Annotated in this window: 22 protein-coding genes; 13 read left to right on the top strand and 9 right to left on the bottom strand. The window is 71.5% G+C overall.

Annotated features, from left to right (window positions below; all coding sequences use genetic code 11):
- The first annotated feature begins 48 nt into the window (after nt 1-48).
- Nucleotides 49-165, top strand: coding sequence for an RICIN domain-containing protein (locus KUM32_RS45485; protein WP_374227581.1), 117 nt, complete (start codon nt 49-51; stop codon nt 163-165).
- On the opposite strand, the gene KUM32_RS33995 is transcribed toward KUM32_RS45485, so the two are convergent.
- On the bottom strand, nt 113-841 hold the full coding sequence (locus KUM32_RS33995; protein ID WP_217145777.1) for a hypothetical protein: 729 nt from the start codon (nt 839-841) through the stop codon (nt 113-115). The two genes, KUM32_RS45485 and KUM32_RS33995, sit on opposite strands and share 53 nt — an antisense overlap.
- Before the next feature lie 230 nt (nt 842-1071).
- Here KUM32_RS33995 and KUM32_RS33990 point away from each other — a divergent pair, with 230 nt between their 5' ends.
- Nucleotides 1072-2706 (top strand): long-chain-fatty-acid--CoA ligase, encoded by a 1635-nt coding sequence (locus KUM32_RS33990; protein ID WP_217145776.1) that lies wholly within the window; start codon nt 1072-1074, stop codon nt 2704-2706.
- Nucleotides 2707-2718: 12 nt separating this feature from the next.
- Nucleotides 2719-3816, top strand: coding sequence for a zinc-binding dehydrogenase (locus tag KUM32_RS33985; protein ID WP_217145775.1), 1098 nt, complete (start codon nt 2719-2721; stop codon nt 3814-3816).
- A gap of 86 nt (nt 3817-3902) precedes the next feature.
- Here the strand turns inward: KUM32_RS33985 and KUM32_RS33980 are convergent, their stop codons facing one another.
- A complete protein-coding gene (locus KUM32_RS33980; RefSeq protein ID WP_217145774.1) occupies nt 3903-4886 on the bottom strand; it encodes a VOC family protein in 984 nt (327 codons plus the stop codon).
- 350 nt (nt 4887-5236) lie between these two features.
- Nucleotides 5237-6034, bottom strand: coding sequence for an SDR family NAD(P)-dependent oxidoreductase (locus tag KUM32_RS33975; RefSeq protein ID WP_217145773.1), 798 nt, complete (start codon nt 6032-6034; stop codon nt 5237-5239).
- Nucleotides 6035-6204: 170 nt separating this feature from the next.
- Here KUM32_RS33975 and KUM32_RS33970 point away from each other — a divergent pair, with 170 nt between their 5' ends.
- Nucleotides 6205-7050 carry a helix-turn-helix transcriptional regulator gene (locus KUM32_RS33970; protein ID WP_217145772.1) on the top strand — a complete coding sequence of 282 codons (846 nt, stop codon included), beginning with the start codon at nt 6205-6207 and terminating at the stop codon, nt 7048-7050.
- A gap of 606 nt (nt 7051-7656) precedes the next feature.
- On the opposite strand, the gene KUM32_RS33965 is transcribed toward KUM32_RS33970, so the two are convergent.
- From KUM32_RS33965 to KUM32_RS33950, 4 genes are all read right to left on the bottom strand, one after another.
- A complete protein-coding gene (locus KUM32_RS33965) occupies nt 7657-8232 on the bottom strand; it encodes a TetR/AcrR family transcriptional regulator (RefSeq protein WP_217145771.1) in 576 nt (191 codons plus the stop codon).
- A gap of 10 nt (nt 8233-8242) precedes the next feature.
- Nucleotides 8243-9097 carry a hypothetical protein gene (locus KUM32_RS33960; RefSeq protein WP_217145770.1) on the bottom strand — a complete coding sequence of 285 codons (855 nt, stop codon included), beginning with the start codon at nt 9095-9097 and terminating at the stop codon, nt 8243-8245.
- A 186-nt stretch (nt 9098-9283) separates the two neighbouring features.
- Nucleotides 9284-11857, bottom strand: coding sequence for an FtsX-like permease family protein (locus KUM32_RS33955; protein ID WP_217145769.1), 2574 nt, complete (start codon nt 11855-11857; stop codon nt 9284-9286).
- Complete coding sequence (locus KUM32_RS33950) at nt 11857-12645, bottom strand: ABC transporter ATP-binding protein (protein WP_217145768.1); 789 nt, start codon at nt 12643-12645, stop codon at nt 11857-11859. The genes KUM32_RS33955 and KUM32_RS33950 overlap by 1 nt, the downstream gene beginning before the upstream one ends.
- Nucleotides 12646-13009: 364 nt before the next feature.
- Between KUM32_RS33950 and KUM32_RS33945 the strand changes: the two genes are divergently transcribed.
- The gene (locus tag KUM32_RS33945) at nt 13010-13291 is read left to right on the top strand and encodes a hypothetical protein (RefSeq protein WP_217145767.1); all 282 of its coding nucleotides are present in this window, start codon (nt 13010-13012) and stop codon (nt 13289-13291) included.
- Entirely contained in the window at nt 13288-13827 is a 540-nt protein-coding gene (locus KUM32_RS33940) for a CAP domain-containing protein (RefSeq protein ID WP_217145766.1), read from the top strand. The genes KUM32_RS33945 and KUM32_RS33940 overlap by 4 nt, the downstream gene beginning before the upstream one ends.
- A 208-nt stretch (nt 13828-14035) precedes the next feature.
- Here the strand turns inward: KUM32_RS33940 and KUM32_RS33935 are convergent, their stop codons facing one another.
- The gene (locus KUM32_RS33935) at nt 14036-14431 is read right to left on the bottom strand and encodes a peptidase inhibitor family I36 protein (protein ID WP_217145765.1); all 396 of its coding nucleotides are present in this window, start codon (nt 14429-14431) and stop codon (nt 14036-14038) included.
- A gap of 400 nt (nt 14432-14831) precedes the next feature.
- Here KUM32_RS33935 and KUM32_RS33930 point away from each other — a divergent pair, with 400 nt between their 5' ends.
- Nucleotides 14832-16478, top strand: a complete 1647-nt coding sequence (locus KUM32_RS33930) for an MFS transporter (protein WP_217145764.1) — start codon at nt 14832-14834, stop codon at nt 16476-16478.
- A 95-nt stretch (nt 16479-16573) separates the two neighbouring features.
- The gene (locus KUM32_RS33925; protein WP_308408782.1) at nt 16574-17197 is read left to right on the top strand and encodes a GNAT family N-acetyltransferase; all 624 of its coding nucleotides are present in this window, start codon (nt 16574-16576) and stop codon (nt 17195-17197) included.
- Nucleotides 17198-17509: 312 nt separating this feature from the next.
- On the opposite strand, the gene KUM32_RS33920 is transcribed toward KUM32_RS33925, so the two are convergent.
- Nucleotides 17510-18103 carry a hypothetical protein gene (locus KUM32_RS33920; protein ID WP_217145763.1) on the bottom strand — a complete coding sequence of 198 codons (594 nt, stop codon included), beginning with the start codon at nt 18101-18103 and terminating at the stop codon, nt 17510-17512.
- Between the two features lie 334 nt (nt 18104-18437).
- Between KUM32_RS33920 and KUM32_RS33915 the strand changes: the two genes are divergently transcribed.
- The 5 genes from KUM32_RS33915 to KUM32_RS33895 all read left to right on the top strand — a co-directional run bounded on the left by KUM32_RS33915 (nt 18438) and on the right by KUM32_RS33895 (nt 24692).
- Entirely contained in the window at nt 18438-18899 is a 462-nt protein-coding gene (locus tag KUM32_RS33915) for a DUF3237 domain-containing protein (protein WP_217145762.1), read from the top strand.
- Between the two features lie 197 nt (nt 18900-19096).
- The gene (locus KUM32_RS45090; protein WP_217145761.1) at nt 19097-21490 is read left to right on the top strand and encodes a discoidin domain-containing protein; all 2394 of its coding nucleotides are present in this window, start codon (nt 19097-19099) and stop codon (nt 21488-21490) included.
- A 271-nt stretch (nt 21491-21761) separates the two neighbouring features.
- On the top strand, nt 21762-23000 hold the full coding sequence (locus KUM32_RS33905; RefSeq protein ID WP_217145760.1) for an MFS transporter: 1239 nt from the start codon (nt 21762-21764) through the stop codon (nt 22998-23000).
- Between the two features lie 78 nt (nt 23001-23078).
- On the top strand, nt 23079-23855 hold the full coding sequence (locus tag KUM32_RS33900) for a M15 family metallopeptidase (RefSeq protein ID WP_254406530.1): 777 nt from the start codon (nt 23079-23081) through the stop codon (nt 23853-23855).
- A 306-nt stretch (nt 23856-24161) separates the two neighbouring features.
- A complete protein-coding gene (locus KUM32_RS33895) occupies nt 24162-24692 on the top strand; it encodes a sigma-70 family RNA polymerase sigma factor (protein ID WP_217145759.1) in 531 nt (176 codons plus the stop codon).
- The last annotated feature ends 50 nt before the right edge of the window (nt 24693-24742 follow it).

The following is a 24742-nucleotide window of genomic DNA, read 5'->3' as shown; positions in this document are numbered from 1 at the left end:
TGCAACGGTGAGGCGTGGCAGCAGTTCCAGCTCAACGCCGCGGGCGAGCTGGTCTCCACGTACTCCGGGCACTGCCTGGACGTATGGCACGGCAAGTCCGACGGCACCAAGGTCACGACCTGGCTCTGCAACGGTCAGCCCAACCAGCGCTGGAGCCGCGCCTGACGCGCTGCCCCGGCCGGTCCGTGCTCCTCGGCCGTCGCCGCGCACCGGCGACGGCGGCGGGAGCCAGCAGGAATCCGAGGCGCAGGACGACCGGCACCGGCGCCAGCATCGACGCGAGCCCGGCCGGTGTCTCGAACGGGCCGCCCATACGGAAGGGGGCGAGACCGGTGAACAGCTCCAGGACGGATGCCACCCCCACGGCCGCCACCCCGGCGGCGAGCGTCGCCGCGAGCAGGAGTGCGGCACGCAGGGCGTAGAGGACGAGTATGCCCGCGGCCACGGGCCGCAGTCGCCGCCACGCCTCCCGCACGGACAGCCGCCGGTGGTCTCCCCCGCCACTGACACCGGCGGCGGCGTCCGCGTGCACCACCGCACTGCCCGCGGCGATGACCAGCGCGCCGAGCGGCACCGCGAGGAGCACGGGAGGAACGACGCGCAACCAGTCGGGCGAGTAGGAGTCCTCGGTTGCGCGGGCGGCGAGCGCCTCGCCCCACAGCCCCTCGAACCCGGGCCGTGCCAGGGCGAACGCCAGCACGGTCACCAGCAGGCAACCGAGCCAGACACCCCCGACGGCGCACAGGACGACGGCTGCCGGCGAACGCCGGCGAGATCGACGGAGGTGCGCCCGCAGCCACATGCCCGCCGCGCCGCTCCCGTACTTCCGGTTCCACCACATCGGCCCACAGGTATCACCGGGCGACGGCGCCGAAGCCCCTCGCGACGTGTGGTGAGCAGGAACAGAGCAATGTTCGAACAGCTCTCCCGACCTGCGGGGACGTCCTCAGGACTGCCGCTCTGGTTAGGCTCGCGGAGCAGCGGTCCGCCGCCCGGTCCCTCCTGTGCGACCCGGCGGCCGTCGTGCCGGAGCGGCACCGGAACCACTTCACCCCTCACCCCGGAGACCTCATGCGCAGCACCATGCACACCACGCACCTGCAGATACGACGCATCCTGGAGCACGGAGCACGGGTGCACGCCAACGGCAGGATCGTGACCGCCGGACCCGGGGGCACGCGGCACGAAGAGGTGACCTACGCGGAGACCGCGCGCAACGCCGCCCGGCTCGCGAACGCCCTGCGCGCCTTGGGCGTGGGCGAGGGCGATCCGGTCGCCACCTTCATGTGGAACAACCAGCAGCACGTCGAGGCGTACTTCGCCGTACCGGCGATGGGCGCCGTCGTGCATCCGCTGAACATCCGGCTGCCCGCGGAACAGCTCATACACATCGCGCGTCACGCCGGCGACGCGTACGTGATCGTCGACCACTCGCTGGTGCCGTCCTTCCTGCCCCTGCTGCCGCACCTGGAAGCGGTGCGGCACGTCATCGTGAACGGTCCCGCCGACCTCGCCGCGCTGCGGGAAGCTGCCGCTGGGGCCGAAGTGCACGACTACCAGGACCTGTTGGGCGAGGCCGCGGACACCTACGACTGGCCGGACCTCGACGAGCGGTCCGCGGCCGCCATGTGCTACACCTCCGGGACGACCGGCCGCCCCAAGGGGGTCGTCTACAGTCACCGGTCGGTCTACCTCCACTCGGTCGAGGCGTGTCTGCCCGACGCGTTCGCGCTCTCCCGGGAGGACATGGCGTTGGCCGTCGTCCCGCAGTTCCACGTGCTGGCGTGGAGCCTCCCCTACGCGGCGTTCCTCACCGGTGCCTCGCTGGCGCTCCCCGACCGGTTCCTCGCGGCCGCGCCGCTCGCCGCCTTCATCGCCGAGGCACGGCCGACGAAGGGCGCCGGCGTCCCGACGATCTGGGGCGCCCTCCTGCGCCATGCCGAGGAGAACCCCGAGGCCGACCTGTCGTCCCTGCGGGAGATCGTGGCCGGGGGTGCCGCCGTTCCCGCGTCCATGGTGCGGGCCTACGCGCACCGGCACGGCATCGCCCTGTTGCAGGCATGGGGCATGACGGAGACCTCGCCGCTCGGCTCCTTCTACCGGCCGGACGGCCCGCACGGCCGTGCCGGCACGCAGGTGACCCAGGGCCGTTTCACCCCGTCCGTGGAGGCCAGACTGATCGGTGCCGACGGACGGGAACTGCCCTGGGACGGGCAGGCCGTGGGTGAACTACAGGTGCGGGGGCCCTGGGTGACCGCCTCCTACCACGGGGACGACGAGACACACGACAGCGCGTTCGACGACGGTTGGCTCCGGACCGGTGACGTGGGGCGCATCCTCGACGACGGCCGGCTCGATCTGACCGACCGGCTCAAGGACGTCATCAAGTCGGGCGGCGAGTGGATCTCCTCCCTCGCGCTGGAGAACCACCTCGCGGACCATCCCGCGGTGGTCGAGGCCTGCGTGGTCGGCATCCCCGACGACACCTGGGGAGAACGCCCCCTGGCGTGCGTCGTCCTGGGGGCGGAGCCCGTGGACGCCGCGCTGCTCAAGACGTTCCTCACCGAGCGGCTGGAACAGCGCTGGCAGGTACCCGAGTACTGGTCCTTCCTGTCGTCGATCCCCAGGAACTCCACCGGGAAGCACGACAAGAAGGAGATCCGCGAGCGGCACCGGAACGCCGCACTGACCGTCATTACCGTCTGAGAGGGAGACATCATGGTCGCCGTCGTCGTCATGCCCGAGCCCGGCGCGCCGCTGGAGCTGCGGGACATCGATCCGCCCGCGCTCGAACCGGGCGGCATTCTCCTGCGGACTCTGGGCAGCGAGGTCTGCGGGACCGACACACACCTGTGGCAGGGACAGCTCGCGGGAGTCCCCTACCCCATCATCCCGGGTCACGTCAGTGTCGGCCGCGTCGCCGCCGTCGACGCGCGCGGAGGCACGCCGCGGGACGTGTCCGGGGCGCCGCTCGCCATCGGCCAGGTGGTCACCTTCCTCGACGTGTACGGGACGTGCGGCCGCTGCTGGTACTGCACCGTGGGCCACGCCACCACGCGCTGCCCCGAACGCAAGGTATATGGCGTGACTCTGTCGGCGGACGAGGGACTGTTCGGCGGCTGGGCCGAGCAGATACACCTGAAGCCAGGGGTGCATGTGATTCCGCTCCCCGAGGAGCTCGGCTGGCGGGAGTTCCTGGCCGGCGGGTGCGGCATGCCCACGGCCCTGCACGCGGTCACCCTCGCGGACATCACCTTCGGTGACACCGTGGTGGTCCAGGGCGCCGGTCCGGTGGGCCTGTGTGCCGCCGTGCTCGCCCAGTTGCGGGGGGCGGGCCGGGTCGTGGTGGTGGGCGGGCCCGAGGTCCGGCTGCGCACGGCGTCCCGGTTCGGGGCCGACGCCGTCATCGACATCACCCGCACCACCGTGGACGAACGACGGGAGCGGGTCCTCGAGTTGACGGGAGGGCGGGGCGCCGACGTCACGATCGAGGCGACGGGTGCCGCCGACGCGGTGCCCGAGGGCATGCGCCTGACCCGGGACGCGGGACGGTACGTGGTGGTCGGACAGTACACGGACGCGGGTGCCGCGTCCTTCAACCCGCATCTCGACCTGAACCAGAAGCACCTCGATGTCCGGGGTTGCTGGGGAAGTGACGCCGGTCACCTGTACCGGGCCGTCCAGGTGATGGCCCGCTACCGTGACCGGTTCCGCTGGACCGAGCTCATCAGCCGCGAGTACTCCCTGGCGGAGGCGCAGAACGCACTGGAGGACGTGGCCCGGCAGCGCGTCGTCAAGGCACTCGTCGTGCCCTGAGCCGGAGGAGCACGAACACGGGCCGGCACTGTGCGCGCCGGCCCGTGCCGTGTCGGTACGGGGCGGACCACCGCCCCGGCCGGCCGTCAGGACTGCGGGAGCCGCCCGGTGCTCGCCCAGTGCTCCATCACGGGCTTCGCGCCGGGGTGCGCCAGCTCGATGCTGATGCCGGTCGCGTCACGCGACGTGATGGCGGCGATCGGGTCGGAGTCGGCGGTCATCCGTATGACGGCATCCATGGCGAAGCCCTGTTCCGTGAGCCGCTCGAGGCGCCGGGCCATCTCCGGCTCCCAGCAGGCGTAGTACATCAGCGCTCCGGCGCGGTCCGGTGCGAAGACGCCGTCACCCGTCGCCTCGATCAGCTCGATGTACGGCTCGCGCGTGCGGGAGATCGCCTGGCGCTGGCGGAAGGGCGTGTGCACCACGTCGCCCTCGACCTGGTGGGGGCTCTCGGTCCAGGCCGCCTCGGTGAACGGCACCCCGAGCACCGCGGCGCACCGCTCGACCGCCGCGTCGATGTCCGGTACGACCATGCCCACGTGGTAGTACGACTCGGGCAGCCGGCCACCGCCGTGTTCGCGTTCCACCCGGTCGGCCCAGTCGTCCCGCAGCACGGCGCCCACGTAACAGAGCCGGGTACCGCAGAGGTCGCGCTCCGTGATGATCATGGAAGGCGGCGCATCGGGTCCGATCGCGTAGGTCGCGGTGATCCCCACGCCCTCCGCCCGCAGATGCCGCAGCCGCGCCTCCGTGTCCTCCTCCCACCAGCCCCAGTAGGCGAGGGAGCCCGCCTGGTTCCTCGCGTAGACACCCTCTTCCCGGTCCTGCGCCTCGACGAGCACGAAGTAGGGCTCCTGGGTGAGGGAGACACACGTCCGCACGGTCTCCTGTGTGACCCCGTCGGTCCCCCGCACATACGGGAAGACACTGGTCACGGGCGTGGTGAAGGCGACACCGAAAACATCGGAGAACCGCTTCACCGCCGCTTCCATGTCGTCGACGACCAAGGCCGTGTGGGAGAAGGAGAACGGCAGCTCGGACGCTGCTCCCTCGTTCGTCGTGGCAGTCATGTCCGCACCTGTCCTGGGTGAGATCGAGCAACGTGCATGCGTCAGCCCGTCCGCCCGGACGGCAGGACGGGCTGGGAGGAGCGTAGGTTTCGCGCACCGCGGCCGACCAGGTCATCCGTGGCTCAGAGCGTGCTCACCTCTGCTCAGGCGGGCAGGTGTCCCATGGCACGCACCATGGTGTGGGTGTCGAGGACGGTCTCGAAGCGGACGGGCACGTCGTGCTCGAAGCGCCGGACATGGGCGAAGCGGGTCCGCATCGCCCTGCCCGTGGACAAAGCCCTCGAGCCACAGGCGACGGTCGGCCGCTTGCTGTCCGTCTTCTGCTCACGCGCGGGCGTCGGCGGGCCGGGTCAGCGGCCCACGTGGTGGCCGCCCTCCGCCGGGAGCACGGCCCCGGTGGTCCAGCGGCTCTCGTCGGAGAGCAGGAACAGGGCGGCACGGGCCATGTCGTCGGCCAGGGCCACGTGGTTCATCGGCGACATGGCGGCGAGGTGGTCCTGCATCGCGGCGGGGAGCATGTCCCACATCTCCGTGCGCGTGGAGCCCGGCGCGAGGGCGTTGACGCGCACGTTGTGCGCGGCGAGTTCCAGGGCCGCGCTCTTGGTGAGTCCGTTGACCGCCCACTTGGAAGCGACGTACTCGGAGATGCCCGCCACGCCGACCATGCCGCCGATGGAGGAGACGTTGACGATCGATCCGCCGCCGTGGGCGAGCAGGGCGCGGATTTCGTACTTCATCGAGAGGAAGACGCCCTTGGCGTTGACCTCCATGATCCGGTCGTAGACGTCGGTGGGCTTGTCGTGGACGGGGGTTCCGTCACTGGTCACCCCGGCGGCGTTCAGGGCGCCGTCGAGGCGGCCGAAGCGCTGGACCGCGGTGGCGACCGCCGCCTCGACGGAGGCTTCATCGGTCACGTCGAGGGGGACGGCGACCACCTGGGCGGCCCCGGTGGACAGTTCGGCGGCCAGCTTCTCCAGGCGGTCGACGCGGCGGGCGCCGGCGACGACGGTCGCGCCCTCGGCGGCGAAGCGCCGCACGGCGGCCTCGCCGATCCCGGCGGAGGCGCCGGTGACCAGGAGGACCTTGTCCTGGAGGCGCCGGGCCCGGAGGGTGAGCGGCGCGGGATCGCGGTGGGAATGCGTGGTCATGGGTGACTCCCGAGAAGGTGAGGACGCAGGAACGGCCGTGGTGGCGCACAGCGTCTGTGCCGGCCGTTGCCCTCGACGATGGGCGACGCGTCGGCCCGGTACCAGAGACCGCGTCTGGCTAGGACCGACAGGGCGACCCTCGTCCGGGCGAACCGGGGGACCATGGAGGCATGGAACGCCAAGAACTCGCCCGCTGTCTGCGCGGCTGGCGCGACCGCCTCACCCCGGGGACCGTCGGCCTGCCCACGGGAGGCCGACGACGCGCACCAGGTCTCCGGCGCGCGGAGGTGGCGCTGCTCGCCGGGCTCTCGGTGGACTACCTCGCCCGCCTCGAACAGGGACGGGCGGGCAACCCCTCGCCGTCGGTGGTGGAGTCGCTGGCCCGGGCGCTGCGCCTGTCCGACGACGAGAACGCGTACCTGTTCCGGCTGGCGGGGCACGCCGATCCACGCGCCGGCGGCATCAGCAGGCACATCCCGCCCGGGGTACGCCGCATGCTGGACCGGATGACCGACACCCCGGTCCTCGTGCTGGACGCCGCCTGGCAGGTGGTCGCCGCCAATCCCCTGCTCATCGCCTTGCTCGGGGAACTGTCCGCGGGTCCGGCACGCGACCAGAACCTGCTGTGGCGGCACTTCACCGGCGTCCCGTCGCGGGTCGTCGCCACTGCCGGGCAGGACGCCGCTTTCGAGTCCGCGGCCACCGCCGACCTGCGTGCCGCGGCCGGACGCCACCCGGACGATCCGCTGCTGCGCGGCCTCATCGCCGACCTGCGGCGGGCGAGTCCCCGGTTCGAGTCCCTGTGGCAGGAGCGCGCCGTGGCCCGCCACGCCTCCAGCCGCAAGACGATCCTCCACCCGCAGGTGGGCCCCCTGACCCTCGACTGCGATGTGCTCACCGTCGAGGGCAGTGATCTGCGTGCCGTTCTCTACACGGCTGTTCCGGGGTCGTCGGACGACGACGCGCTCGCGCTGCTGCGGACCATCGGGACCCAGTTCTCGGGGAGCCCGTCGTAGGGGCGGCTCGCGGCTGGGCGGGCGGCAGGGCGAGCCGCGGCAGGAAGAAGGCGACGAGGGGCCCGATACCGAGGGCGAACACCGCCGTGCCGATGCCGACGGTGCCGCCGAGCAGCCATCCCCCCGCCAGGACCGAGGCCTCCACGAGGGTTCGCGCGGCGAGGAGGGGAAGGCCCAGCCGCGCCAGTCCGGTCATCAGTCCGTCCCGGGGGCCCGGCCCCCAGCCGGCCCCGACGTACAGGCCGGTGGCCACCGCGGTGCCGACGACGCCGGCGAAGAGGAACAGCAGGCGCCACGGCCAGGGCCCGGGAACGGGCAGTACGCGCAGCGCCTGGTCGAGGACGGGGCCGACGAGGACGGCGTTGGCGAGGGTGCCGATGCCGGGGCGCTGCCGCAGGGGGACCCAGAGGACGAACACGACGGCCGAGACCAGGACGGCCACGATCCCGAGCGTCAGCCCGGTGGTACGGGCGACGCCCTGGGTCAGGACCGTCCAGGGGTCCGTCCCCAGCCCCGCCCGGACCAGCAGGGCCGTACTGACCCCGTAGAGGGCCAAGCCGGACAGCAGGAGGACGGCGCGGCGCGCGACCCGGTCCCCGGCGCGCCTCATGACGTGTCGGCGGCGAGCAGCGCGGCCGCGGCGTCGGCGGCGTCGGCCACCGCCCGCGCGGCGGCCTCCGGCCCTTCGACGACCACGCGCCCGGCCACTCCGTCGATGAGCAGCAGCAGCTGGGAGGCCCGCCGTTCGGGTGCCGGCGTCCCGGCCTCGGCGCACAGGGTGGTGAGCAGGCCCAGCAGCCACCGCTTCTCCCCCCGGACGGCCTGGCGTACGGGGTCCGCGGGGTCGACCACCTCGGCCGCGGCGTTGAGGAAGGCGCAGCCCCGCCTGCCCTTGGTCTCGTACCGGTGTGCCAGCCACGAGAACACCGCCTGCGGCCGGGCGGCGGGATCTTCCACGCCGGCCAGCCATTCCTCCAGTTCCGCGGCCGCCTGGTCGTGCCGGTGCCGCAGTGCGGTCGCGGCGAGCTCGCTCTTGCCGGCGAAGTGCGCGTACAGCGTTGGTTTCGACACACCGGCCGCCTGCGCGACGGCGTCCACGCCGGTGGCGCCGAGGCCCCGGCTGGAGAAGATCTCCTCGGCGCTTTCGATGAGCTGGTTGCGGGCACTCCTTCGAGGACTCATGAAACTTAACTTACCAGTAAGGCAAGTATGCGCTCCTGCGCGTCGCTCCCTCCCGCGCCTTCTCGGCCAGCACGACGTGGATCAGCACCTCGCACATCCGCAGCCCGCCGGAGACGGGTGTCATGTAGGGCCGGGTGCGGAGCCACTGGAACGCGGACGTGGCCTGGCTGCCGACCGCGGCCCGCAGGCATCCCTCCGTGACGACCTCCGCAGCGGCGGAGACGGCCAGTGTCCGGCGGTGCAGGGCCGTCGGCGCCGGGCCGACCAGGCGGCCGAACAGGAAGGACGTGGTGGAAGGGGCGGGGGCCCACGTGTCCTTCGCCCCTGCGGACGGGACGGGACGTGCCAGCGCGTCGGCCGCGGCGGCACGCAGGGCGAGCGGGTGGCCCGCCGCGAACGCCTTGACCGGGGTGCGCAGCGGCCGTGGTACGCGGAGGCCGTCGAGGAGACGGTCCGCCTCGTGGTCCGCCAGGCGTGCGAGCCGGTGCGTACGGGCATGGCGGGCCCACCCGGGATCGGCGGTCCAGGCCGGATCCGGTCGCCGGCGGCCGGCGAGGACGACCACCGCGTCCTCGGACAGGGACGGCAGGAGGCACTCGCGCAGCCACGGTTCGAGGCCCTCGCACCGGTCCACCTGGTCGACGAGCAGCACCGGACCGGTCAGGTCCTCGATGCCGCCGAGGGCGGCCGACAGGGCACGCGGGGTGGCGAAGCGGCTTCCGTCGGCTTCGCGGACCGTTCTGCCGGCCCCGGCGGCGTCGAGCGCGAACCGCCTCAGCAGCGCGCTCTTCCCGGCACCGGTCATCGCGTGCAGGTACTGCACCGCCGGCGCCTCGCGGTCACCGCGAAGCGCCGAGCGGAACACCGCACGCTCCGTCTCCCTGCCGATGAACGGGGGTTCAGGAGCGTCCGGGAGCCCGTCTCGGACCCCCGCACCGCCCGGGGGGCACACAGGTTGTTCCGTCATGTGCACTGGATCACTCACCTGTAAGGGCCGGCGGGGGACGCACGCGGTCAGTCCGCCCCTCCCCCGCGAGCGCTCGTCATGCGGTCATTCCCGCGTCCCGATGGCGTCGACCGGCCGGGCGCGGAGCATCAGACGGCTGGGCAGCATCGCCCCGGCCACCGCCAGCAGACCCGTCGTGCCGACGATGACGAGCCAGCCCGCCACCGGCACCGTGGGCATCGGTCCGCCGGTCAGGGCGAGCGACACCAACGCCAGCGGCGGGGCGGCGAGCAGCGTCCCCAGGACCGCTCCGACGATCACCACCGCGCCGCTCTCCCGGCGCACCATCCCGAGCAGTTGCGCGCGGGTGGTACCGGTCAGCCGCAGCAGGGCGAACTCCCGGCGCCGGGCGGCGGTGTTCATCGCCTGGGTGTTGACGACGGTGAGCGCGGTGTAGGCGATGACCAGACCGACCACCACATAGTTCACCCACGCCAACGCCCTCTGCTCCGCCACCAGGTCGTCCGCCGCCAGCGCGCCGCTCAGTGCCGTACCCGGGTAGGCGTGGGCCAGCGTGGAGAGCTGGTCCGCGACATCGCCGGCCCCGGACGCGGACCGGACCAGTACCGACTGGTCGACGCCCGCGGTGGTGTGCGACAGCAGCAGATCGTGGTCGAAGGTGAGGTCGGCGAAGCCGAGCCCCCGCCCGTACACGGCGATCACCTCGCCCGTGAAGGGGGTGCCGTCACCGAGATACAGGTGGGCCCGGTCCCCGACACCCAGACCCAGCCACGACGCCGCCGTCGTGCTGAGTGCGACCGTGTCCGGAGCGAGGGCCGAGAGGTCGCCCTCGCGGGCGTCCAGGTCGATCGTGGCGGGCAGGGCGGACGGCTGGAGGCCCTGTGCGGTGAGGGAGACGGTCTCCTCCGTGCCCAGCAGGGAGCCCACGCCCACGGCCTTGGAACGGACGATCCCGGTGGCGGCCGACACCCCGGGCAGTTCCGCGGCCCGGCGCGCCAGGTCCGGGGACACCCCGTCGGCGGAGGTCAGCACCTGGTCGGCCACCGTTCCCGAGCGGATCTCCTGGGCGGACCGGTCGAGCTGGGTGGTCTGGGTGAAGACGACGGTCGCGGCGAAGGACACCGCCAGGATCAGCGGGGTGATGGCCGCCGCGGTCCCGGCGGCGCGCGCCCGGGAGTTGGCCGCCGCCAGCCAGCCGGCGGCTCCGGTGCGCAGCAGCAGCGGGGCGAGCAGGGCGGTCGCGGCGCGGATCAGCAGTGGGCCGAGGACCGCTGCCGCTATCACGAGCAGCAGGACCAGCGAATTGGCCATTCCGACCAGCGTCAGGAAGTCGGTGCGGTAGGCCAGGCCGAGGCCCAGTACGGACGCCGCCAGGGCGAGCAGCACCCCGCCGGTCACCAGCCGCCCGCGGCCCAGACGGTCGGGTTCGCCCGCCGCCTCCCTGAGGGCCTCGGTGGGGCGGACGCGCGCTGCCCGCCGGGCGGCGAACCAGGCGGCTCCCACCGCGGTCAGGACGGTGGCCGTCACCGCGGTGAGGAAGGGCAGCGGTCCGACCACCGGCTGGAAGTCCGGCGGCACGATGCCGCGTCCGGAGAACTGGCCACTGAGCCAGTACACGACGCCGACGCCGAGCGGGCAGCCCAGCACACCCGCGGCCAGGCCGGCCACGGCGGACTCCGCGGCGATCATGCGGTGGAGCTGCCGCGGGGTGGTGCCGATCGCCCGCAGCAGTGCCATCTCCCGCCGGCGGTGCCGGACGGCGAGCGACGTCGTCGCGCACAGGACGAAGACGGCCACGAGCATGACGTTGCCGCCGATCGCGGTGGCCAGCTCGACCAGGGTGGCCGCGCCGACCGCCACGTCGGTGAACTCCGCCTCGCCCCGCCCGTCGCCCGTGTACACGGAGGCGTTGGCGTCCTTCAGCGTCTTCTCGATCTGCGCGGCGACCCGCCCCGCCGGGGTGCCGGGGGCGGTGAGGACGCCGAACGCGTCGACCGACGTGCGCGCGGCCGGCGACAGCTCCTCGACCGCGGCCACGGAGGCGAAGAGCACCGACTGCCGGGGCGTCCGGCCCCCGTCGAGGGTCACCAGGCCGGTGACCTCGAAGGCGAGGGGCGTGGCCGTCGACATCAGCCGGACGTCGTCACCGACGCGGAGACCGGCCCGCTCGGCGAGGTCGGTGTCCAGGACGACCTGACGGGAGCCCTCGGGGCGGTGCCCCTCGGTGAGACGGAACCCGCCCAGGACATGGCTCTCCCAGGTGTGCGCCTGGGGCACGGCACCGTTCGCGCCGGTGACGGAGCGGTCTCCGGCCAGCAGACGCACCGTCGCACGGCGGTCCGGCACGACCGAGGTGACGCCGTCGAGCGCGGCGATGTCATCGGCCAGGGAGGCGTCGAGACGGGGCCGTTCGGGAAGGGGCTGCGCGCTCCGGTAGGGGGACCCGTCCGCGGACTCGACCTCCAGCTCCACGGACTGGCTCGCGGCCACGATCACCGGTGCCTTGTCGTACCGTTCCGGCGGGAGTGCGGAGCGCAGCCCGGATTCGAGGAGCACCCCGCAGGCGCTCACCACGGCCGCCGCCAGCAGCAGGGCCGTGAACGTGGCGGCGAAGGCACCTGCGCGCGACCGCAGGGTCGCCAGGGCGAGACGCAGCATCAGGAACTCCTCCGCAGCTCACTCATGAGGCTCTTGATCCGGGCCACGGAGGGTGTGTCGACGGAGTCGACCACTCGGCCGGCGGCCAGGAACAGCACCCGGTCCGTGCGCTGGGCGGCGGCCGGATCGTGGGTGACCATCACCACGGTCTGGTGCAGGTCGGTCACCGCCTGCCGGAGCAGGGCGAGTATCTCCTCGGCCGTGTCGGGGTCGAGTGCGCCCGTCGGCTCGTCCGCGAAGATCACCTCGGGCCGGGTGATGAGGGCGCGGGCGATGGCGACGCGTTGCTGCTGTCCCCCGGAGAGCTCGGCGGGGCGGCGGTCCAGCAGGCCCGCGAGGCCCACGGAGGCCGCGATGTCGTGCAACGCCCCCGTCTCGGCCCGGGTTCCGGCCAGCCGCAGGGGGAGGGTGATGTTCTGCTCCACGGTGAGGGAGGGCAACAGGTTGAACGCCTGGAAGACGAAGCCGATCCGGGTCCGGCGGAACTCCGTGAGCTGCCGTTCCCCGAGGTCCCCGAGGTTCTGCCCGCCGAGCTGCACCACCCCGGACGTCGGCTGGTCGAGTCCGGCGGCACAGTGCAGGAAGGTGCTCTTGCCCGAGCCCGAGGGGCCCATGACGGCGGTGAACGTGCCGGCGGTGACGCCGGTGCTGACCTGGTCCAGTGCGACGACCGCGGACGGTCCCCGGCCGTAGGCCTTGGTCACCTGTGTGAGACGTACGGCACTGCGGGCGGGGTCGATTCCGATGGGCGCGCCGGGGGGTGTTCTGCGGCTGCGTGCTCCGAGCATGCGGGGACCTTCGATCGGTTCGGTCAGTGGTCCTCCCAGTCCACCGGCGTTCCGCGGCCGATTCCTCCGTCTTGGCGTCTATCCGGCGGCTCCGCCGCGCAGATGAGCGGGTGGGCGGAGTCCGCCGTACGGAGGAGGCGGGCAGGTGTCCCGACACCCCGGCCCGCACCCGGGCTCCTCCTCACGGAGGAGGCCGTCGGAACGAGCGCGCACCTGTTCGGCCGCCGGCGGTGAGCAGTCGGTAAGCAGTATTCGAGCACCGTCCGAGGCGCCGGCGCGTGTGATGCCCGCTCGGTGTCGCATGTGTGCCCGATAACATTCCGTCGGCCAGATCCGTCATCGGTGAGAAGGAAGAGAACCACACATGGACGTCCTCACAGCCCTTGTCGTGCTTCTCGTGGGAATGACCGCGATGGCGGCGCTGGAAAGCCGGGCACGCAGGCTGGACCGGCGCATGGTGCGCCTGGAACAGAAGATCGACCTTCTCCTGAAAGGGGCGAACGTGCCGGACCACGAACTCGTGCCGGCGGAGGTGGCCGCCCTCGCCCGTGCCGGCGAGGACATCTCCGCGATGAAGAAGTACCGCGAGGCCACGGGGGCCGGCCTACTGGAGGCCAAGGAAGTGGTGGACCGGCTGAAGGGATGAGCGCGAACGAGCATGACGCGGACGGCTGGGACTCCCAGTGGGGCAGCGTCAAAGGGCGTATCCGTTTCCTGGGCGGGCCCTCCGGACGTGGTCAGGACGGCGCGCCCCGGCCCTGCCGGACCGCGGACGCGTCCGCCCTCGGCGGCGACGCCGTACGACGTGCGCTGGAGAACCCGGTGACCGTGCTGGTGAACCGGGAGCGTGCCGCGCGCGGCATGGAACCTCTCGTCGCTGACGAACGTCTGCGGTCGTCCGCCCGCGCCCACAGCGCGGACATGGCCCGGCTCGGCTATTTCGACCACGTGGCGCCGGACGGCACCTCGCCGGCGGACCGCATGCTCGCGGCCGGCTTCCCGCTGCCCGGCGGTGAGAACATCGCCTTCGGACAGCCGACGCCGGAAGAGGTGGTCGCCGACTGGATGAACAGTCCGCCGCATCGGCGCAACATCCTGCGCCGGGAGTTCCACGTGATCGGCGTCGGTGTGTGCGTCACCACGCGGGGCCCGGTGTGGACGCAGAACTTCGGATATGTGTGAGGCCTGCGCACCGAGGTGTCACCCGGCCGGACAGGCCGGCGGCCCGCCCCGGTGACACCCGCGACCGGTGACCGGACGAGCCGGTCCACCGGCTCCGGGCCGACTCTCGTGTTCCGGCCCGGACCGGGCGGCCTCCCCGGTCGACCGGTTCGTCAGGTCGTCCGGTCGTCCGGTCGTCGGGCCGGCGCCGGGAGGCCGCCCGGTCCGCTCAGTACATGAAGTAGCCGGAGATGCAGTTGTCCCACTCGGCGGAGGCGACCCAGCTCTGGTGGGGGCCGATCTCGATCCACGCCCCCTGGTAGTTGTTGTCCTTGAAGACACGGAGCCGGTAGTCGGAATCGTTGATGATCGACGAGATCCTGTCGTTCTTGCCGGCGGGCAGGGTGGGCGTCCACACCGGGTTGTTCTCGAGCAGTCCGGTGAACTGGGGCCCGTCGAAGACGCAGATCGGGTCCACCGTCGGACGGGGCCTCGGGCACGCTTCGGCGGACGCCGAAGCGGACGCCGAGGGGGACGCCGAAGCGGCCGACGCCCCGGTCACCAGCAGCGCGGCGGCGAACATAGCGGCGCCGGCCGTGCATCCCGTGCTGCGCATCCTGCTCATCAGGTACACCTTCCTTACCCCAAGGGTGTCTCGTTACGTGCGGTCGAGGCTTCGTCCGCGCCCGGTGCTCAGTCTCGGCGACGCGGAACCGGAGCAGGCGACCGCGACTTCACTACGGACACCTGGTGAGCAGTTGTCGAGCACGTGGCGAGCAGTCACCGGGTGCGCACCCCGGGAACCTGCCGGACGCACACTCCGGGAGCCGCAGAGGCCTGCGGCACGGAGAAGCAGCGGGCAGTGCCCACCCACCGTGCCAAAAACCGTCCATCTGCTGTTCAACCTGCGGTGACGGCCCCGCCTCGCGGATAACGTGACGCGGATGCCGCAGTCCTGAGCACCCTCCGCTGCGCCGGCTGCCGCGCCGATCCCCCCATCCGCCCCCCAGTACTCCGGGACACCCATGCCTGCCTTCCGCCCTGTCCGGGGCACCGTCCACACCACAGTCCGCGGCCCGGCCGACAGACGCGGACTCGCCATGGTCGCGCTGGGCAGTTGCTTCCTCGTGGTCATGATGGACAACACCATCCTGAACGTGGCGTTGCAGACCATCCAGGCCGATCTCTCGGCGACCAACGGGCAGTTGCAGTGGGTACTGGACTCGTACATCCTGTGCTACGCGGCCCTCATGTTCACTGCCGGTGTCGTGGCCGACGCGTGGGGCCGCCGGCGGGTGCTGCTGGCCGGGCTCGCCCTGTTCACGGTGGCGTCGGCCCTGGCGGCGTTCGCCGACTCCCCCGGTGAACTGGTCCTGTGGCGCGCCGTGATGGGTGTCGGCGGGTCCGTGGTGCCTCCCGTGTCACTGGCGTTGATCAACGACATGTTCGACGAGGGGGAGCGCGCCAAGGCCGTCGGTGTCTGGTCGGCCCTGGGAGGCCTGGCCATCGCGCTGGGGCCCCTGACGGGCGGGGTGCTGCTCCGGTACTACTGGTGGGGTTCGGTCTTCCTGGTCAATGTGCCGGTCGTGATGGCCTGTGCGGCGCTGCTGCTGCTCCTGGTACCCGGCACCCGTGCCCCGGGCCGCCCCCGCATCGACGTCCCCGGCATCGTGCTCTCCGCCGCGGGCGCCGGTCTGGTCGTGTACGGGGTCATCCACGCCGGGGAGAGCGGGGAGTGGTCCGCCACGGGAACACTGCTGCCGCTGGGGGCGGGCATCGTGCTGCTGTCGGCGCTGGTCTGGTTCGAACGACGTGCCGCCACACCGGCCGTGGACGTGCGGCTGCTGCGCGACCCCGCCTTCGCCGTCGGCACGCTGGGGCTGGCACTGGCGTACTTCGCACTCACCGGCGGAACGTTCCTCATGGTGTTCTACGGGCAGGGTGTCCGCGGGTACTCCCCCTTGGAACTCGGGCTGGTCGCGCTGCCGATCGCCGCGGGCACCGTCCTCTCGGCGTCGTTCAGCGGCCGGGTGCGCGACGTGGTGGGGGTCCGGGTGACTGTGTCGTACGGCCTGGTCCTGATCGGCGGGTCCTGCCTGGCACAGGCGTTCGTGACCGCCGGCACGCCCTTGTGGATCTACGAGCTGGTCCTCGCGGCGTCCGGCCTCGGGATGGGACTCGTCCTCGGCGTCGCCACCACGGCCGCGATGAGTACCGTGCCCGCCGGACAGGCCGCCGCGGGGGCCGGGCTGAGCAACGCGCTGCGGCAGATCGGCTCGGCACTCGGGGTGGCCGTGCTCGGCTCCGCCGTGTCGGTGGCCTACCAGGACGGAGTCGACGCGGTCGCGGGGGTGCTGCCCCCGGCCGCGCGGGAGACGGCGGCGCAGTCCCTCACCCACACCTTCGGTGTCCTCGACTCCCTCGCCCGCGACCCGTCCCTGCGGGACGCCCTGCCGGGCCTGCGGGCCCTCGCTCAGGACGCCTACGTGGACGCCATGCGGCTGGGCTTCCTCATCGCGTCGTGCACGGTGGGCGTCGCCGTCGTCGTGACGGCGCGCTGGATGCCCGAGCCGCACCACCCGTCACCACGGACGCTCCCCGGGCGCGTCTCCGCCCCGGACGCCGCCCCGGCCACGAGGTTCTCCGACGCCCCGCAGCGGCAGGGCACGTGAGGGGCGGCCCCACGGCATGGTCACCCGGGTACACGGCCGTTCAGGCCACGTCCGCCCGTCCGGCCGGAGCGGCCACCGCGACCGGCTGGACCAGCGTGCTGCGGGACGGGGCGACGACCCGTACGCGGCTCGCCGCCACCGGTGACCTGCCGTCCGTCAACGCCTTGCACGCCCGCTGCTCGCGGCAGAGCCTCGTCCTGCGCTACCTCTCCGGCCGACGACGCCTGTCGGCAGCCGAGTGGCGTGTTCTGACCTCGCCGGCGGCCGGCCTCACCTGGGTCACCCACCCGGCCGACGAGCCGGACCGTGTCATCGCCGTCACGCATGTTCTGCACACCGAGCGGACACCTGGTCTCCCTCCGGACCGTGACGCCGGTCCGGGCCCCGCCGAACTCGCCCTCCTGGTCGATGACGTCTGGCAGTGCAGGGGGCTCGGCTCCGCCCTGACGAGGCAGGCGGTGACCGTCGCCCGGCAGCAAGGCCACAGCGAGTTGCACGCCCTGGTGCTGGCCGACAACCGGCCGGCCCTGGCGCTGGCCCGCTCGCTCGGCGCCACCGTCACCTCCCAGGGCAGCCAGTGCACGGTGCGGCTGTCGCTGACCCGGTGGGACGGGACCGCACCGCGGCTGCTCCGCGGCGCCGACGCCGGTGTCCGCCCCCCGGTGAAACCTCGGCGTGCCGTCCCGGACGGGGCGACGGCACCGTCACCGTCCGGGTGACACCCGGCGGGGCACCGCGCGCCGGCTTCCCCCGGCGTGCGGCGGGTGCCGGTCCGCGGGGCGGCCCGACGGCCCGGGACCGGTGCCGGACCCCCACGCCCCCGGTCTCCCCTCGGCTCATCCGGCGGCGGCGCCTCAGGGGCAGCAGTGCCTGCCGTACCTCGTCGCGGAGCGCGGGATCCTTGTCGATCAGCAGAGCACGAGCCACCCGGCCGGTATTCGCGGGGCCCGCGCGGGTGAGGGGGTGTCAGCCGGGATCCGGGCGGATACCGTTGTGACCGCACACCGGGTCGCGTACGGGTCGTCGAAGGCCTACCCCTCGTCCGGCGCGGGACGCTCGGTGATCCTGGTGGCGACGCCCTGCGTGACGACCACGTCCGCGGCGACCGACCCGCTCTCGGTGGCCTGCTCCAGGTCGCCGAGGGAGCACCGGGTGGTCGCCCGCGTGCTGTAGCTGCCGCACAGCGTCCCCGCCCCGTAGACGGCGGTGCTGTCGGAGACGAAGAACTGCTGGTCCTTGCCGGACACACTGACGATGTACGTACCTGGCGCCAGGTATTCGACCACCCCGTTGGCGAACGTCCCGCTGATCCCCCCGGCCACCCCGGCAGCATTGTCGTCCGCCGCGGCGTCGTCGTCGGCCGCGCTGTCGTCAGCCGCCGAGTCCTCGTCGGCCGCGTGGCCCTCGTCCCGCGGTGAAACGGCCGCCTCGTCCTCCGCTGCCGCCGGCGCGGAGGGCGAAGCGGATGCCGAGGCAGACGGCGAGGACGTGGCCGAGACGGTGCTCGACGCCTCGGCCGCGGCGGTGTCCTTGTCGGAGTCGCCTTCGCAGGCCGTGAGCAGTGACACACCCGCCGCGACGGTCACGGCCAGCAGACGCACCCGGGGACGGTGATGGAACGGCATGGAATCTCCTCGTCGGAAGGGAGAGGGCACCGCTCACGGCTGTGCCCTCGTCGTGGACTGTGTGATCACCATGCACCGGCCACGGGGTGCGGAGCCGCGAAGTCCGCGACCCATGTCCGCGTTGTCACCTCAGCCGAACAGTTGATACGTGGTGGCCTTGTGCCGCGGACTGCCGGTGGGCGTCCCGGTGAGCAGGGTGTGAGCACTTTCTGGACCCGTATCGGAACCCGCCTCACCCGCATGATGTGTGCGCCGGGTACGGGACGGCCATGTGTGCTGCCCTCCCCGCCGACCCGCCACACACTCCGCCGCGCCCCCTGAAGAAGGGAACAACATGGCCACTCTGGTCAGGGAATTCAGTTTCTACGTCGACCTCACGACGGAACACATCGGTGAAGGCCCCTTCGGCGACCGCATCGTCGCCGAGGGAGTGGGAGGAGGGATCACGGGAGACAGACTGAGGGGGACCATCACGGCCGGCGGGGGCGACTGGCTGCTCGTGGGCGACGACGGATACGCCCGGGTCGACGTGCGCAGCACCTTCGACACCCATGACGGCGCGGCCATCTACGTCCAGTACTTCGGGCTCATCGAGATGACGGAGGGGATCAGGAAGGTCCTCGACGGCGGGGACGAGCCGACGCTCTTCGGCGAGCAGTACTTCATGATCACACCGCGTATGGAGACAGGGGACGAGCGGTACGCCTGGGTGAACCAGACGGTGTTCGTCGGCGAGGGAAGGCTCCTGCCCGGACTGCGCGTCGAGTTCCGGGTGTACCGCGTCGCCGTTTCCTGATGCCCGGCGGCCGGGCCGGGGCATCCGCTCCCCGCTCCGGCCGCATCGCTCACGGGGGACACCTTCCAGTCCCTGACCTGCGAACCCGGCCGACCCGGCCCGGAGAAGCAGGCAAGTGGAGCGGCCACGGGTAAACCGAGGCGCTGCCTGATCCGTTCCCGCAGTGGCACAGCCAGCACATACGGAAAGGACCCGAGGTGCGCTTCTCCCCCGCCGGCTCCGGCAGCCGGTACACCCCCGTCAGACCCTGGACGGCCGCACTCCTCACCGGGGCGGTCGGCGCCACCCTCCTCACCGCCACCACGCCCGTCCACGCCGACGAGGGAACCGCGACGGTGACCACCGCGCCGGACCCGGGCACGGACATCACCGGCAACGGCGGCAAGATCACCGCTCAGTACGCGGAAACCGGCGCGGAGTCGGAGTCGAAGCTGATCGACAACGACGTCAGGACCAAGTACTTCACCATCCGCTCGGCGATGTGGGTGCAGTACCAGTCGACCACCGCGGCGACGATCGACCGCTACACCGTCACCTCCGCCAACGACGCCCCCGACCGCGACCCGAGGGACTGGACGCTGCAGGGGTCACTCGACGGTTCCGCCTGGACCGTCATCGACACCCGCAGCGATCAGACGTTCTCCGCGCGCAACCAGACCCGGGGCTTCGGCGTCGCGCCCGGCACGGCCTACACCCACTACCGGCTGGTGGTGAGCAAGACCAACGGTTCGTCGGACTCCCAGCTCGCGGAGTGGGAGCTGTGGGCGGGCGGCAACGGCGTGCCCGCGGCTCCCTCCAAGCTGACCGCCACACTGGAAGGTGACGGTGCCCGGCTGGACTGGGCGGACAACTCAAGTTACGACACCGGTTACGCGGAGTCCGGCTTCCAGATCGAACGCTCCGTCGCGGGCGGCCCCTTCGAGCCGCTGGCCACCGCCGGTGCGGACGTGCGTTCCTACACCGATGCCGCGCTGAGATCCGACACCTCGTACTCCTACCGGGTCCGCGCGGTGGGCGCGGGCAACGGGCTGTCGGACTACTCCAACACCGCCGACGTGGCGGTGGGGATGTTCGACATCACCGATCTGGCCGGCACGGTCACGGACCAGTACACCACCGGCGGGGCGGAGGGAAGGGAGAAGGCCGCGGACAACAGCCCTTACAGCAAGTACCTGACGAGTCACGCCACCACGTGGCTCCAGTACCAGCCGGCCGGCGCCTCCAGGCTCACGGGGTACACCGTCACCTCCGCCAACGACAGCCCCGACCGGGACCCGAAGAACTGGACGCTGCGGGGCTCGGTCGACGGCTCCACCTGGACCGACCTCGACACCCGCAGCGGTCAGTCCTTCACCGGCCGGTACCAGAAGAGGTCGTACTCGCTCGACACCGACCGGTCGTTCCGCTACTTCCGCCTCGACGTGACCGCCAACAACGGTGCGGGGCAGACGCAGTTGGCGGAGTGGGAACTGCTGGGTACCGGCAACCCCTACTCGCAGGCCGACGCCCCCGAGGCGCCGAGCGGCCTCTCCGTGAAGGCCGTCTCCGGCGACCAGGCCGTCCTCGGCTGGTCGGACAACTCCCGCCTCGAACAGTCCTTCCGCCTGGAACGCTCCCTCAACGGCACCGACTGGGACTGGTCCCGGGTCGTACCGAACGGCACCACCGCGTACACCGACCTCGGCCTGACCGGCGGCACCACCTACTACTACCGTCTGCGGGCGGAGAACGCCGGTGGCCGGTCCGCCTACACCACGCCGGTGAAGGTGACCACGCCGCCGAGCGGGATGCCGGCCACCTGGCAGGAGCACTGGCTGGAGCACGTCCAGCTCCTCACCAAGGTGCACGAGAACGAGGACGTCGCGATCTACTTCGACAACGACATGGACCGATCGCAGACCTGGCTGAACGACTACGTCACCAAGCTCTGGAAGTACACCAAGCAGAACTACGGCAGCTTCAGCAACCCGCAGCTCGCCGCCGTCTTCCACAAGGGAAAGTACGGCGGCGGTCACCCCGCGACCGTCTTCGACGCGTCCCACGACTACCGCAACGTGATCGACATAGGCCTCGGCGACTGGAAGGAGACCGACTCCCAGGCGCGGAACGTCACCTCGCACGAGATCGCGCACATCGTCGAGTTCTCGGCCTACGGCGTCAAGGGATCGCCCGCCTTCGGCCTTTGGGGTGACAGCAAGTGGGCGGAGATCTACCAGTACGACGCCTACCTCGGAGCCGGACTGACCGCCGACGCCGAGAGCTGGTACGACAAGGCCATCGTCAAGACCGACAACTTCCCGCGCGCCAACACCGCCTGGTTCCGTGACTGGTTCCTGCCCATCTGGCGCGACCACGGCAAGGGCGAGGCACTCGACGCGTTCTTCCGGCTGACGGCCGAGCAGTTCACCCAGCACAACGGCTCCTACGTCCGCGACATGAACATGGGCGAGTTCATCCACTTCTGGAGCGGGGCCGCCGGCGTCGACCTGCGGAAGCAGGCCGAGACCGCCTTCGGCTGGACGGACGAGTACGAGAGGCAGCTCGGGCAAGCCCGGCTGGACTTCCCCGACGTGCCGTACACGCACTCCTGACCCGGTGGCCGAGGGGGTGCGCTCCGGTCCCGTACCGGTTCGCACCCCCTCGGCCTGGCCGGCCGGCCCCACCGTGGATTGAACCGGCTTCCGGTGACGTCCGTTCCCACCGTGTACGCCTCCGCGGTCGTCGGTGAGTGCCTCGTCCACGGCACCCGCGTCACCGGCAGGCGCTGCTCGTCCCGGGTGCGTTCGTACTCCCCCGGTCCGCACCCGGGACTTCTCCTCTTCCGGCTTTCCGGATGCCTGCCTCTCCGCAAGGAGGAACACGATGCTCCAGCAGTTGAACGAGAAGACGGCGCGCACACCGACGGGACCGGATCGGCCCCCCGGACACCGCACGCGGGGCCGCGGTGCGGCGGTCTTCTTGTCCGTCGTCCTCGTCACGTTCCTCGCGGCGTCCAGCGCCCCCACTCCGCTGTACCAGGAGTACCAGACGCGATGGCACCTGACATCCGGCGCCATCACCCTGGTCTACGGCGTGTACTGCCTGAGCGTCCTGGTGTCCCTGCTGACGGTCGGCGCGCTCTCCGACCACGTCGGCCGGCGTCCGGTGATCTGGGGCGCCCTCGCTCTCGAAGCGCTGTCCATGCTGCTCTTCCTGCGCGCGGACGGCATGCCGTCCCTGGTTCTCGCCCGGACCTTGCAGGGGTTGGCGACCGGTGCCGCGACCAGTTCACTGGGAGCCGCTCTGCTGGATGTGACGAAGCGAGGGGGCGCCCTCTTCGTCAGCGTCGCTCCGCTCGTCGGCATGGCGTCGGGAACCCTCGGCACCAGCCTGCTGCTGGATCTCTTCCCCGCCCGGAGCCAGAGTGTGTACGGGGTCCTGCTCGCCGCGATGACGGCCCAGGCGATCGGGCTCCTCTTCGTCCCGGAACCGGGGTTCCGCAGGCCCGGTGCCCTGCGTTCGCTGCGCCCCCGGGTTCGGGCACCCCGCTCCAGCCGGCGTGCCCTCCTGCTCACCGCACCGGTCTTCGTCGCCGTCTGGGCGCTGGGCGGTTTCCACCTGTCCCTGGGACCCGACCTGATCCAGCGGGTCACCGGATCGTCGGTGAGCAACGGATTGATCGTGTCCCTGCTCACCGCCTGCGCCGTGCCGGCCGTCCTGCTCACCCGGCGGGTGACGCCGGAACGGACGGCCCTGGGAGGCTCGCTGCTCCTGAGCGCCGGGGTGGCCGTCACCCTTGCCGCCGTACACGCCGACTCCGGTGCCGCCCTGTACGCGGGTACGGCGATCGCCGGCCTGGGCTTCGGCCCCGCCTTCCTGGGCGGGGTACGGCTGGTGACGGCCAGGGCACACGCCGCCGAGCGGGCCGGGCTGATGGCCGCCGTGTACACCATCACCTACTTGGCGATGTGCGTGCCGGTACTGGCCACCGGGATACTCGTCGGCCACTACGGCCTCGTCCGGTCGACTGAGCTCTTCGGCCTGCTCGTCATCTTCCTCTCCCTGGCTCCCTTCGCCGGGTTGGGAAAAGGCGGCCACCCGAGGAAACCGAGCACGGACTGATATTGCCTTCCCCTGCCGGATACGGTTCAGTGACTCGTCGTGATCTCCGAAAACAACGCCTGTCGGCGCCTCACGACCCTGTTCGCCATTTTCTCGACTTTTCTCGTGGCGGCGGTGAGCGCACCCGGTGCGGCTCGGGCCGCGACGGAGGAAAAAGCTCCGGCCGAATTCGTCGCCCTGAAGGACGTGGCACCGTCCATCCTGCAGGATATGCGGTACCACACCGCCCACAATTTCATCGGCAGCAAGACAGCCGGCTACGACGAGCCACTGTGCGTCCTCACCTCCGCGGCGGCGCGGGCCCTGGCGCGGGCCCAGCAGAAGTTCCTCACGCAGGGATACAGCCTCAAGGTGTACGACTGCTACCGGCCGCAGCGCGCCGTCGACCAGTTCGTCAGGTGGGCCGAGGACCTGGACGACGAGCTGATGAAGGACGAGTTCTACCCGCGGGTCGAGAAGTCGGACCTCTTCACCGACGGGTACATAGCGGCGAAGTCCGGGCACAGCCGGGGCAGCACGGTGGACCTCACGCTGGTGGAACTGCCGGCCGCGACCACCCGCCCCTACGTGCCCGGTGAGAAGCTCGTCCCCTGCTACGCACCCGCCGAGCAGAGATTCCCCGACAACTCCATCGACATGGGAACCGGCTTCGACTGCTTCGACACCCTGTCCCACACGCTCGACCCCCGCGTCGGCGAACCGCAGTCGACCAACCGGCTGCGGCTGAGGACCGCGCTGGAGTCCGTCGGGTTCGTCAACCTCGCCGAAGAGTGGTGGCACTTCACGCTGGCCGCCGAGCCGTTCCCCGCGACCTACTTCGACTTCCCCGTCTCCCGGGCCTCGTTGAACGGCTGACGCCGTCGGCCACCGCGCCCCGCCTCCCCTGGCGGGCCGAGGGGGAGGCGGGGCGCGGTAGTGCTCACATGATGACCAAACAGTGCTCATTCGTCGGTGTGCGCAAGCCACCCTCAGTAATATCGCGTTCCGTGAGGCACACAGTTCTCGATATCGACGACGACTGACCTCCCGTCCGACGTCATCACCGCCTGGCGAACCAGTGAATTCCGGGATGACATGAAGCTTCCGGTCATCTCCATGCGGAGTTTCGGGGTGCAAGAGGAGGCCAGAGAGTTGCCATCAGGTGTTCAGTCCCGAATTGATGTGTCATTCGATGTCGAACCGTCCGAGGCCCTGGCCGAGATATATCAGCAGCACGCCGCGGACCTACGGCGGTTCGCCCACCACAAACTCGGTGGCGACTGGCACCGCGCCGAGGACCTGTTGCAGGAGGCGATGCTGCGGGCCTGGCTCCAGCTGCGGAACAAGCCGGACAGGGAACTGCGCGTCAGGCCCTGGCTGAAGACTGTCATCAAGAACCTGGCCATAGACGAGTTCCGGTCGCACGGAAGCCGTTGCGAAGCCGTGACCGACATCGAGACCGACGACGAGGAAGCGACCGACCCCACCCGCTCCGTGCTGGCCGAGATCATCGTCCGCGAGGCGATGAGGGATCTGAGCGAGAACCACCGGCAGATATTGCAGCGGGTCTATCTCCTCGACCTGAGCACCCGGACCGTGGCGGCGGAGCTGGGTATTCCCAGCGGAACGGTCAAGTCACGCTCCTACCACGCGGTGAGGGCGTTGAAGTCGGCCCTGATGACCCGGGGCGTCACCCGCGACATGGCCCTGTGACGCGGACCGTCCCGTCCGGGACCGTGCTCCGCCCCTCCACCTCCCTCATC

The sequence above is a fragment of the Streptomyces sp. AC627_RSS907 genome, assembly GCF_019049165.1.
The sequence above is the reverse complement of the archived record's forward strand: the minus strand, read 5'-3'. Positions and strand labels throughout refer to the sequence as shown.

Bases quoted from the DNA above. Each gene is read 5' to 3' on its own strand.
- KUM32_RS33905 (WP_217145760.1), top strand. From the start codon at position 21,762: ATGCTCCAGCAGTTGAACGAGAAGACGGCGCGCACACCGACGGGACCG.
- KUM32_RS33935 (WP_217145765.1), bottom strand. From the start codon at position 14,431: ATGAGCAGGATGCGCAGCACGGGATGCACGGCCGGCGCCGCTATGTTC.
- KUM32_RS33945 (WP_217145767.1), top strand. From the start codon at position 13,010: ATGGACGTCCTCACAGCCCTTGTCGTGCTTCTCGTGGGAATGACCGCG.
- KUM32_RS33940 (WP_217145766.1), top strand. From the start codon at position 13,288: ATGAGCGCGAACGAGCATGACGCGGACGGCTGGGACTCCCAGTGGGGC.
- KUM32_RS33970 (WP_217145772.1), top strand. From the start codon at position 6,205: ATGGAACGCCAAGAACTCGCCCGCTGTCTGCGCGGCTGGCGCGACCGC.
- KUM32_RS33975 (WP_217145773.1), bottom strand. From the start codon at position 6,034: ATGACCACGCATTCCCACCGCGATCCCGCGCCGCTCACCCTCCGGGCC.
- KUM32_RS33965 (WP_217145771.1), bottom strand. From the start codon at position 8,232: ATGAGTCCTCGAAGGAGTGCCCGCAACCAGCTCATCGAAAGCGCCGAG.
- KUM32_RS33955 (WP_217145769.1), bottom strand. From the start codon at position 11,857: ATGCTGCGTCTCGCCCTGGCGACCCTGCGGTCGCGCGCAGGTGCCTTC.
- KUM32_RS33985 (WP_217145775.1), top strand. From the start codon at position 2,719: ATGGTCGCCGTCGTCGTCATGCCCGAGCCCGGCGCGCCGCTGGAGCTG.
- KUM32_RS33920 (WP_217145763.1), bottom strand. From the start codon at position 18,103: ATGCCGTTCCATCACCGTCCCCGGGTGCGTCTGCTGGCCGTGACCGTC.
- KUM32_RS33990 (WP_217145776.1), top strand. From the start codon at position 1,072: ATGCGCAGCACCATGCACACCACGCACCTGCAGATACGACGCATCCTG.
- KUM32_RS33950 (WP_217145768.1), bottom strand. From the start codon at position 12,645: ATGCTCGGAGCACGCAGCCGCAGAACACCCCCCGGCGCGCCCATCGGA.
- KUM32_RS33995 (WP_217145777.1), bottom strand. From the start codon at position 841: ATGTGGTGGAACCGGAAGTACGGGAGCGGCGCGGCGGGCATGTGGCTG.
- KUM32_RS33980 (WP_217145774.1), bottom strand. From the start codon at position 4,886: ATGACTGCCACGACGAACGAGGGAGCAGCGTCCGAGCTGCCGTTCTCC.
- KUM32_RS33930 (WP_217145764.1), top strand. From the start codon at position 14,832: ATGCCTGCCTTCCGCCCTGTCCGGGGCACCGTCCACACCACAGTCCGC.
- KUM32_RS33915 (WP_217145762.1), top strand. From the start codon at position 18,438: ATGGCCACTCTGGTCAGGGAATTCAGTTTCTACGTCGACCTCACGACG.